At 76.2% G+C, this 10,306-nt stretch carries 5 protein-coding genes; 4 read left to right on the forward strand and 1 reads right to left on the reverse strand.

Annotated features, from left to right (window positions below):
- The first annotated feature begins 16 nt into the window (after positions 1–16).
- Both ACFC0Z_RS14010 and ACFC0Z_RS14015 read left to right on the forward strand, forming a co-directional pair.
- A complete protein-coding gene (locus ACFC0Z_RS14010; RefSeq protein ID WP_376436548.1) occupies positions 17–5,638 on the forward strand; it encodes a hypothetical protein in 5,622 nt (1,873 codons plus the stop codon).
- 40 nt (positions 5,639–5,678) lie between these two features.
- A complete protein-coding gene (locus tag ACFC0Z_RS14015; protein WP_376436551.1) occupies positions 5,679–6,644 on the forward strand; it encodes a bifunctional riboflavin kinase/FAD synthetase in 966 nt (321 codons plus the stop codon).
- A gap of 10 nt (positions 6,645–6,654) precedes the next feature.
- Here the strand turns inward: ACFC0Z_RS14015 and ACFC0Z_RS14020 are convergent, their stop codons facing one another.
- Positions 6,655–7,896: a cytochrome P450 gene (locus tag ACFC0Z_RS14020; protein ID WP_376436554.1), complete on the reverse strand. Its 1,242-nt coding sequence runs from the start codon at positions 7,894–7,896 to the stop codon at positions 6,655–6,657.
- Between the two features lie 190 nt (positions 7,897–8,086).
- Here ACFC0Z_RS14020 and ACFC0Z_RS14025 point away from each other — a divergent pair, with 190 nt between their 5' ends.
- Both ACFC0Z_RS14025 and ACFC0Z_RS14030 read left to right on the forward strand, forming a co-directional pair.
- Positions 8,087–9,220, forward strand: a complete 1,134-nt coding sequence (locus ACFC0Z_RS14025) for a type III polyketide synthase (protein ID WP_376436557.1) — start codon at positions 8,087–8,089, stop codon at positions 9,218–9,220.
- Positions 9,221–9,292: 72 nt separating this feature from the next.
- A complete protein-coding gene (locus ACFC0Z_RS14030; RefSeq protein ID WP_376436560.1) occupies positions 9,293–10,213 on the forward strand; it encodes a hypothetical protein in 921 nt (306 codons plus the stop codon).
- Positions 10,214–10,306: the final 93 nt, after the last annotated feature.

The following is a 10,306-nucleotide window of genomic DNA, read 5'->3' on the forward strand; positions in this document are numbered from 1 at the left end:
GACCTACCGTCGTCCCATGGGACGCGGGGACCTGGCGACGCTGGTAAGCATCTGTGATCCGGCGGGCCGGCGGCGCGGCACCGGATTCCTCGCCGACCACCACGGCACGGTCGTCACCAGCCACGAAGCCGTCGACGGGCTCACGCGCGTCCTCCTGCGCGCCCCCGGCGGCCTGACCTGCCTCGCCGGACCCGAGGCCGTCACCCGGCTGCCGGAGCGGGGCCTCGCACTCGTACGGAGCGAGGGGCTCGGCCTGCGCCCGGTGGCCCTCGCGACCCGCCCCGAGACCGAACCCGGCACGTACGTACGGATCGCCGCCCAGGGCTGGCGCGAGGCCCGCGTCCTCGGCCCCGCCGCCGTCACGTACGCCACGGCCGGCGGGCACCACCGCCTAGGGGACGCCCTCGAACTGGCGATCGGCACCGAAGGCGCCGAGGCGCTCCGCCTCGACGGCGGGGCGGCCGGCGGCCCGGTCCTCGACACGAGCACGGGCACCGTCCTCGCCGTCCTCGGCACGGCACTGCGCGGCGACCGGGCGGGGGCGGGATACGCCGTGACGGTACGGGGGGACGGGCCGCTCGCCACCCTCCTGCGGCGGAACGCGGCCACCGTCCCCGCGTACGGCCCCGACCTCAACCTCGCGGGGATCCTGGAACTCACCGCGACCTCCACCGGACCCGCCCGCGAACCCGACCCCTGGCCGGAGCCCGTGGAACGCCCGGCGTGCGTCCGCGAGTTCACCCGCTTCACCGAAGGGGACGCCCTCGTCATGGGGCTGGTCGGAGCCCCCGGCACCGGACGGACGACCGCCCTCGCCGCGCTCTGCGTCCGCCGCGCCCGGGGCGCCGCCCCCGCCCCCACCGTGCGGCTGCGCGGCGCCGACCTGCGGGCCGAGGACGGCTCCCTCGCCGACGCCGTCGGACGCGCCCTCCGCCAGGCCGGCCGCATCGTCACCGCCTCCGGGGCGCTCGGCGACACCGGCACCGCGACGCCGGAGCGGGCCGCCGCGCTCGCCCTTGACGCGGGGCGGCCGCTCCTCGTCGTCCTCGACGGCCCCGAGGAGATGCCGCCGCTCCTCGCCCACCGGCTGGCCGACTGGACCGAGGCGACGGAACGGTGGCTGCGGGACCACGGGGTACGGCTCGTCACGGCCTGCCGCCCGGAGCACTGGGACCTCGCGGGCGCGCTGTACGCCCCCGGCCTCCTGCACCGGCCGGCGGAGGCCCCGGGAGACCTCGGGAACGTCTGGGACCTCGCGCCCCCGGCCCTCGCGCTCGGCCCGTACGCGGAGGCCGAGGCCAGGGCCGTACGGCAGGGGTACGGGCTCGGGGAGGCCGACCTCGCCGAGGCGGACGCCCGCCACCCGCTGGCGCTGCGGCTGCTCGCCGAGGTCCGCGCGGCGCTCCCCGGCTCCGTGCCGGGGAGACCCAGTCGGGAGGAGATCTTCGACGCGCACGTCGACCTGATGTGCCTGCGGGTCGCCGTCCGGGTCGCGGCCGGCTCCCGCCCCCTCGTCCGGGGCACCGCCGTCCGCCTGCTCGCGGCCCGGGTCGCGGGCCAGGTCCACGAGGCGGCCCGGCGCTGCCTGGGCCCCGGCCACGGCGTCCTCGACCGGGCCTCCTTCGAGGAACTCTTCCCCTGGCGCGAAGGCTGGGCCTCGGCCGTCCTCACGGAGGGCCTCCTCGTCCCGGCGGGCACCGGCTACCGCTTCGCCCACGAGGAACTCGCCGACTGGCTCCAGGCGTCCCACCTGGACCTGGACACGGCGCTGGACACGCTGATCCACAGCCGGGCGACACCCCCCGCCCCCTCGACCGAAGCCCCCGGCCGACCGGACCCGGCACCGGAACGCTCCTCGGGAGCGGGCCGCCCCTCACCCGAGCCCGCCGCCTCGGTGGAGGGGCGCGGCCGCTCGTCCCCGGGACGGCGCCCGGGGGCGGGCGGCCCCGCCGCCGGGTCGGCTCCCGAGACCGCCGCCTCGGGTGAGGAGCGCGGCCGCTCGTCACGGGGGCGGCGCTCCGGGGCGGGCCGCCTCGCCGCCGAGCCTGCTTCCGAGGCCGCCGCCTCGGGCGAAGCGCCCGGCCGCTCGTCACGGGGGCGGCGCTCCAGGGCAGGACGCCCCGTCCCCGAGGCCGAACCCGAGGGGCCCGCCACCGGACACGGCACCCGGCGGGGGGACGCCTCCCTCGCGAGGACCGATGCCGTGCCCGGGTGCGGCTCCGGCCCGACACCGAGGAGCGTGCCCGCGTGCGACGTCGCCGCGGGGAGCGGCCCGACGCTCGCGTGCGGCCGCGAGCAAGGTTGCGCGTCCGCGCCCGCGCACGGCCTCGCGCCGGAGAGCCGCCTCACGCCCGGGGAGGTGTCCGCACGCGGGACCACCGTCCCGCCGCGCGCCGCCGAGGCCGCGTTCCGGAGCGGGGCTTCGGCGGAAGCCGGGGCTGAGGCCGGGTCCCCGTACCCGGCCGGGTACGGGGCCGGCTCCGCGTACGAAACCGACGCTGCGGTCTGTTCCGTGCACGAGGCTGGGTCCGGGGCCGGTTCCTGGTACGACGCCGGTGCCGGTGCCGGCACCGGCGTCGGTGCCGCGTACGAGGTCGGGTTCGGGGTCGATGCACGGCGCCCGGCTGGGTCCGGGGCTGGTTCCCCATGCGACGCCGGAGCTGTGGCCGGTTCCCCGTGCGAGGCCGGGGCTGGGGCCGGTTCGTCGTACGAGACCGGGGCTGGGGCCGGTTCCCCGTACGAGACTGGGACTGGGGCCGGTGCCGCGTGCGAGAACAGGGTTGGGGCCTGCTCCCCGTACGCGGCTGGGTTCGGGGTCGATTCAGGGTGCGCGGCTGGGTTCGGGGCTGGTTCCCCGTGCGGAGCCGGGCTCGGGGTCGGTTCCCCGTACGAGGCTGGGGCCGGGGCCCGCTCCCCGTACGAGGCCGGGCTCGGGGTCGGTTCCCGGTACGAGGGTCTCTCCGGCGGCGACTCCGGCATCGCCGCCCCCGCCGGGGCGGCGGTGAGGGGGCTCGCCATGGTCACGGCCACCGTCGCCGGTGCCGCCTCGGCGGACGCCGCCACCGTCGTCCCGGGGCTCCCGTCCGACGTCCACGTCCCGCGACCCCGGGGCGCGGGTCCGGACGAGCCCGCGGCTCAGCGGCTGCCCGTGCCCCGGCATCGGATCGGGCCCGTGCTCCAGGCGCTGCTCCGGCTCCATCGGGACGAGGGGCCGGCCGCCCTGGCCCCGCGTCTCGCGGCGCTCGTCGTGTCCCTCGACCGGCTCGCGGACGGGCCGGGGCCGACGGACGCCGATGCCGTCTGGTGGGCCGGACGGCTGCTCCGGGAGGCCGTACGGGAGGTGGGCGATCCACGGCCCTACCTGCCGGTCCTGCGCCTCCTGGCCGACCGGATCGGCGGGCGCAGCCCGCGCCACGGGGTCTTCGCTCCCTTCGGCGCCGAGTTCTGGCGAGCCCTCCCCGTCGGCGAGGACGAACGCATGGACCTCCTGCGCCGACAGGTCCCCGCCGACCCGCCCGCGCCCGGCACACCGAGAGCCCCGGGGAGGGGCTGGACGGCGCCCGTGCCGCCGGGAGAAGCGGGCACGGGCCCGGCGCCGCACGCCGCGCCGGGCGCCCTGGTCCATGAGAACCCGGCGCCGGGCATGACGCCGCACGTGCCGCCTCCCGCGCCGCCGTTTCCGCCCGGGGGAGTGGGTGCGGGCCCGGCGTCGTACGCGGCCTCGGGCGCTCCGGCCCCGGGCGGGACACCGCGTGTGTCGCCGCCGGCGTCGCCGTACCCGCCGGGGGAAGCGGGCACGGGCCCGGCGCCGCACGCCGCGCCGACCCCGGGCCTGGTGCCGCGCCTGTCGCCTCCCGCGTCGTCGTTCCCGTCGGGGGGAGCGGGCACGGGCCCGGTGCCGTACGAGGCGCCGGGTGCTCCAGCCCCGGGCATGGCGCCGTACGCGTCGCCTCCCGCGTCGCCATTCCCGCTGGGGGGAGTGGGCGCTGGCGCGGCGCCGTATGTCGCGCCGGGCGTTCCGGCCCCGGGCGGGACGCCGTACGTGTCGCCTTCGGCGTCGCCGTACCCGCCGGAGGGAGCGGGCGCGGGCCCGGCGTCGTACGCCGCGCCGGGTGCTCCGGCGCCGGGCGTGGCGCCGTACGTGTCGCCTCCCGCGTCGCCGGACCCGCCGGGGGGAGCGGGCGCCGGCCCGGGGCCGTACGCCGACTCGGGCGCTTCGGCCCCGGGCGTGGCGCCGCGCTTGTCGCCGCCGGCGGCGTACGCCGTGTCGGGTGTCCCGGCACAGGGCAGCGGCCCGGCAGCGGATTTCCCGGCCCAGGGGCGGACGTCGCCCGGCGGCCCGGCGGCGGGTGCCGGGCCGGGTGGGGCAGCCACCCCGCCCCCGCCCCGCACCCTCGATCTCGTCGCGCAGCTGCTCGCCGCCGATCCCCGGGGGGTGCAGCCGCTGCTCTGTCGGTGGTTCGGGGACGAGCGGGCCCTGCCGGCCGCTCCGTACGCCACCGTGGCGACCGCCGCCCAGGCGTTGCTGCACACCCACCGGGCGCTCGCCGTCGACGATTTGTGCGAGGCGCTCGTCGCCACCGCGCATCCGCTCGCCGAGGGGCTGCTCGGCGCGCTCGTCGAGGACGAGCCGTCGGCGGTGTGCCGGGCCGTGGACCGGTGGGCGCACGACGACGGGCGGCCCGAGCGCCGGGTGGCGGCCGCCGTGTACGGGGAGCGGGTCGCCGGTCGGGTGGACGAGCCCGGGGACCGTGAGCTGCTCCGGTACGCCGCCCTCGCGCTGCTCGCCCGGCCCGCCGACCGCCGGCTGCACGGGGCGGCCCTCGGGCTCCTCGTCCGCGACCCGGAGAGCCGCGCCCGTCACCTGCCCCGCGCCATCGCCGACCCCCGGGTGCCCGCCGCCGCGCTGGCCGAGGCCCTCGCGACCCACCCGGGGCCGGTCCTCACCGCTTTCCGGTCCCGGCTGCACGGGACCGGCGAGGAGGCGGGCGAGGCGCTGCGCGCGCTCGCCGGGATCGACACGCCCGCCCTGACCCGCCGGATCGCCGCCCTGGTCCGCGACTACGTCGCCCGTCTGCCCGAGGGGGCCGGACACGTCGCCGCGTACGTCGACCGGCGGTTCGAGGACGGGCCGACGGCCAGGGCGGTCCTGTTCCCGCTGGTGGCGGGGCTGATCCGGGGCCGCCCGGCGGTCGTCCGCCGCGCCCTCGCCCCCGTGCTCGCCGCCCCCGGCACCGGCGCCTCACGCCATCTGCGGGCCGAGCTCCTCGACGTACTCCTCGCTCACGAGCGGTACGAGGCGGAGACCGGCGAGTACGGCGTCCTGGACGCCCTGCTGACCGCCGCCGCCGAGGGGGCCGGGGAGCGGAGCGAGCCGCGCACGCGGGAGCTCGTGCGGCGGGTCGGGATGCTGTACGGCCGCAGCCACGAGGGCGGCGGGGCGTTCGACCGGGCCCTCGGCGGTCTGGTGCGAGGGCTTCCGGAGTTCGCCGGGCGTCTGCGCGGATGGGTCCGTGACGAGCCCGGGGAGTGGGCCCCGCTGCTCGGTCCGGAGACGCTCAGGGCCCTGCGGTTCCCCGGCACTTCCATGCCGATGCGTACCGACGGGCGTGGGCATGGCAGTCTTAGACCTGCGTAATCGGCGAGCAGGGCGAACAGGCGGACGAGGAGCGGTCACAGTGCAGCGCTGGCGTGGCTTGGAGGACATCCCCCAGGACTGGGGGCGCAGCGTCGTCACCATCGGCTCCTACGACGGGGTGCACCGCGGGCACCAGTTGATCATCGGCCGCGCCGTGGAGCGCGCCCGTGAGCTCGGGGTCCCCTCCGTCCTGGTCACCTTCGACCCGCACCCCTCCGAGGTCGTGCGCCCCGGCAGCCACCCGCCGCTGCTCGCCCCGCACCACCGCCGCGCCGAACTGATCGCGGAGCTGGGCGTGGACGCGGTCCTCGTCCTGCCGTTCACGGCCGAGTTCTCGAAGCTGTCCCCGGCGGACTTCATCGTGAAGGTCCTCGTCGACAAGCTGCACGCGCGGGCCGTCATCGAGGGCCCCAACTTCCGCTTCGGCCACCGGGCCGCCGGGAACGTGGAGTTCCTCGCCGAGCTCGGCGAGACCTACGACTACGACGTCGAGGTCATCGACCTGTTCGTGAGCGGCGAGGCGGGCGGCGGTCAGCCGTTCTCGTCCACGCTCACCCGCCGCCTCGTCGCCGAGGGCGACATGGCGGGCGCCGCCGAGATCCTCGGCCGCCCGCACCGGGTCGAGGGCATCGTCGTGCGCGGCGCCCAGCGCGGCCGCGAGCTCGGGTTCCCGACGGCCAACGTCGAGACCCTGCCGCACACGGCGATCCCCGCCGACGGCGTCTACGCGGGCTGGCTGACCGCCGCCGGCGAGCGGATGCCGGCCGCCATCTCCGTCGGCACGAACCCGCAGTTCGACGGCACGGAGCGGACCGTCGAGGCGTACGCGATCGACCGCGAGGGCCTCGACCTGTACGGGCTCCACGTCGCCGTGGACTTCCTGGCGTACGTGCGCGGCATGCTGAAGTTCGACACCCTCGACGACCTGCTCGTGGCGATGGCCGACGACGTCGCCCGCTGCCGCGCGCTGACGGAGACGTACGACCGGGAGCACCCGGCCTCCTGACGGACGCCGGTCACCAGGTGACGAGCAGCTCCTTCGGGCCGCGGATCAGCCCCTTCGACTGCCACACCACGTCCTCGGGGCGGCCCGCGAGCCGCAGGTCCGGGTAGCGGCGCAGCAGCGTCGACAGGATCACCTCGGACTCCATCCGGGTGAGCATCGCGCCCATGCAGTGGTGCGGACCGTGCCCGAAGGACACGTGCCCGATGCCCTCCCGGTCGAAGTCGAGCGTGTGCGGGTCGTCGAAGACCTCCGGGTCCCGGTTGGCGGCGAGGTAGGACGCGTACACCGCCTCGCCCGCCCGGATCCGTACGCCGCCGATCTCGACGTCCTCCGTAGCGATCCGCGGCAGACCGACGCCGTTGCGGTGCGGGATCCAGCGCAGCAGCTCGTCCACGGCCTGCGGGAGCAGCTCCGGCTCGGCGCGCAGCCGGGCCATGAGGTCCGGGCGGGTGAGGAGCACGTACACCATGTTGGCGCTGTTGTTCCGTACCGCGTGCGCCCCGCTGATCAGGATCGCCATGGCCAGGGAGACGGCCTCGTCGACGGTGATCCTGCCCTCCGCGAGGGACTCGGCGAGCACGCCCGCGAGGTCCTCTGAGGGCTCCGCGAGCCGCCGGTCGAGGAGCTCGCTGATGTAGCCGTGGATCTGGGCCTTGGCCGCGCGGCTGTTCTCCGGGCCGGGCCCGGAGGAGAGGATGAGGTCGGGCCAGGAGGCCAGCTCCGCGCGGTCCTCGTCGGGGATGCCGAGCAGGTCGCACACCACCTCCATCGGCAGCGGACCGTGCAGGTGCCGCATGAGGTCGGCCGGGCGGCCCGCCTCCTCCATCGCGTCGAGCAGCCGGTCGGTGCTCGCCTGCGCGAGCGGCCGGAGCCGCTTGGTGCTCTGGCCCGTGAACGCCTTCGTCACCGCCTTGCGCAGCTGCGTGTGGTACGGCGGATCGGCGTAGTTCAGGGCCGCCTTCGAGGCCACCATGTGGCCGGTCATCTTGGTCACCTGATGGTCGAGCAGGGCCGTACGGCTGAAGCGGGGGTCGGAGGTGACGGCGCGGACGTCCTCGTACCGCGTCACGAGCCAGGCCTCGTTCTCCGCGATGAACGGGAGCCGGATGCGGGCGACGGGCTCCTTCGCGAGGAGCTCGGTGAGCAGCGGGTCGAAGTCGAGCGCGGGGAGGTCGTCCACGGCCCAGTCGCGGACCGGGGACGGGGCCACGGGCGGGACCGGGGGCGAGGCGGGGGATGTTTCGGGGGTCATGACATACGTGTTCCCGGCGGCCGTCCCCGCCGACCCGACGAGGGTCGACAGCCCCCTGAACGGAGCACGGCCCCTACCCCGTTCCGGTCACCCTGTGTGCGTATCTCGTGACTCTCGCGGTTGCGGCCCGGCGATCACCGGGTGAGTGTGGGCCGCAGTTCACGCGAATGAGACGAAGGAGCGAGTGTCCGTGGTGACCCTGTGCAAGCCCGCTGTGTCCGTGCCCGAGCACGTGATCACGATGGAGGAGACGCTCGACCTCGCCCGTTCGCGCCACGCGGACCATCCCCAACTGGGCCTGGCGCTCCGGCTGATCGGCAACACCGGCGTCACCAGACGCCATCTGGTCCAGCCCATCGAGGAGACGCTGAAGCACCCCGGCCTTGAGGAGCGCAACATCCGGTACGAGGCCGAGGCCAAGGCCCGGGTGCCGGCGGTCGTCCGGGAGGCCCTGGACAACGCGGGCCTGCGCCCCGCCGACATCGACATGATCGTCTACGTGTCGTGCACGGGCTTCATGATGCCCTCGCTCACCGCCTGGATGATCAACACGATGGGCTTCCCCAGCCACACCCGGCAGGTGCCCATCGCCCAGCTCGGCTGCGCGGCCGGAGGCGCGGCGATCAACCGGGCGCACGACTTCTGCACGGCCTACCCCGAGGCCAACGTCCTCATCGTGGCCTGCGAGTTCTGCTCGCTCTGCTACCAGCCGACCGACCTCGGCGTCGGATCGCTGCTCTCCAACGGCCTCTTCGGCGACGCCGTCGCCGCGGCCGTGGTGCGCGGACACGGCGGCACGGGCATCGCCCTGGAGCGGAACAGCTCCCACCTCGTCCCCGACACCGAGGACTGGATCGCCTACAGCGTCCGCGCCACCGGCTTCCACTTCCTCCTCGACAAGCGGGTCCCGGGGACGATGGAGCCGCTGGCCCCGGCCCTGCGCGAGCTCGCCGGAGAACACGGCTGGGACGCCGGGAAGCTCGACTTCTACATCATCCACGCGGGCGGCCCCCGCATCCTCGACGACCTGAGCCACTACCTCGAAGTGCCCCCGGAGGCCTTCCGGTTCAGCCGCGCGACCCTCACGGAGTACGGGAACATCGCCAGCGCCGTCGTCCTCGACGCGGTCCGCAGGCTCTTCGAGGAGGGCGGGCAGCCGGAGGGCGCCCGCGGCATCCTCGCGGGCTTCGGGCCCGGCATCACCGCCGAGATGTGCCTCGGCCGGTGGACGAACGGGGAGCACGCGCCCGCCGAGAAGGCGCTCGGCGCCCGCCGGATCGTCGGCTACTCGCCGCCGCTGCACCCGGCCCGCACCTCGGCCTGACCGTTCGCCGTTCGCCGTCCGCCGTACGTCACCCCCCCCCCACATGCAGCAGAGCAGCAGAGGAGCAGTCGTATGTCCCCCACGCCACCCTCCCGCCCCACGGGCCGGCGCCCGTCCCTGCGCACCACGGCCGCGATGACCGCGCTGCTCGCCGGGGCGGCCGCGGCCTCGCTCGCCGGCGCGCCCGCTCAGGCGTCCGGCCCGCACGCGGGCCGTGTGCCGATGCACCAGTGCTGGGTGAACGGGGTCGCGGCCCCGCCCGGCGACATCGTGAGCGGCACGAGCGGCGACGACAACATCTTCTGCGACAGCGACCTGGAGAACGTCACCGTCTGGGGCGGCGCCGGGAACGACATGATCGAGGTACGCGGTCTGGTCGTCGACTCGGCGATCATGGGCGGCGAGGGCGACGACGTCATCCGCGCCAAGCACCTGGTGCCGCTGAACGCCTCCAGCATGGTCCGGGGCAACGCGGGCAACGACATCATCAAGGTGGCCACCGTCCAGGGCGACGGGGCCGAGCACGGGGCCGTCGTCCATGGCGACAACGGCGACGACAAGATCACCACGGGCTCGGTCACCGGCGCGCCCGGCAAGTTCAACCGGGGCGGCGGCATCGTCACCGGCAACGACGGGGCCGACACCATCAAGGTCGGCACGATCGACTTCTCCGGCCGCGTCCTCGGCGGCAGTGAGGCCGACGTCATCGAGGCGGAGGCCCTCGGGCCGGAGTCCGGCGGGCTCATCCAGTCGGGTCCGGGAGACGACACGATCAGCGGCCCCGCCGGTGCGGTGCTCATCGTCGGCGAGCACTGGGGGACGGTGGACGCGGGCGTCGGCAAGGACACCTGCACGGTGAAGTCCGTCTCCACCCGCACCTCGATCAGTTCGTGCGAGGTGCTCCCGCCGAAGACCCCGACGACGGCGGAGGCCCCGGCGGCGCCTGCCGCCCCTGTCGCACCCGCCGCGCCCGCTGCTCCCGCGAAGCCCTAGCCCCCGCCCCTCCCCGAACTGGGGCTCCGCCCCAGACCCCGCGCCTCAAACGCCGGCGAGGCTGGGGTGTCGGGGCTGCGCCCCAGACCACGT

This window comes from Streptomyces sp. NPDC056144, from assembly GCF_042264145.1.
GTDB lineage: Bacteria > Actinomycetota > Actinomycetes > Streptomycetales > Streptomycetaceae > Streptomyces.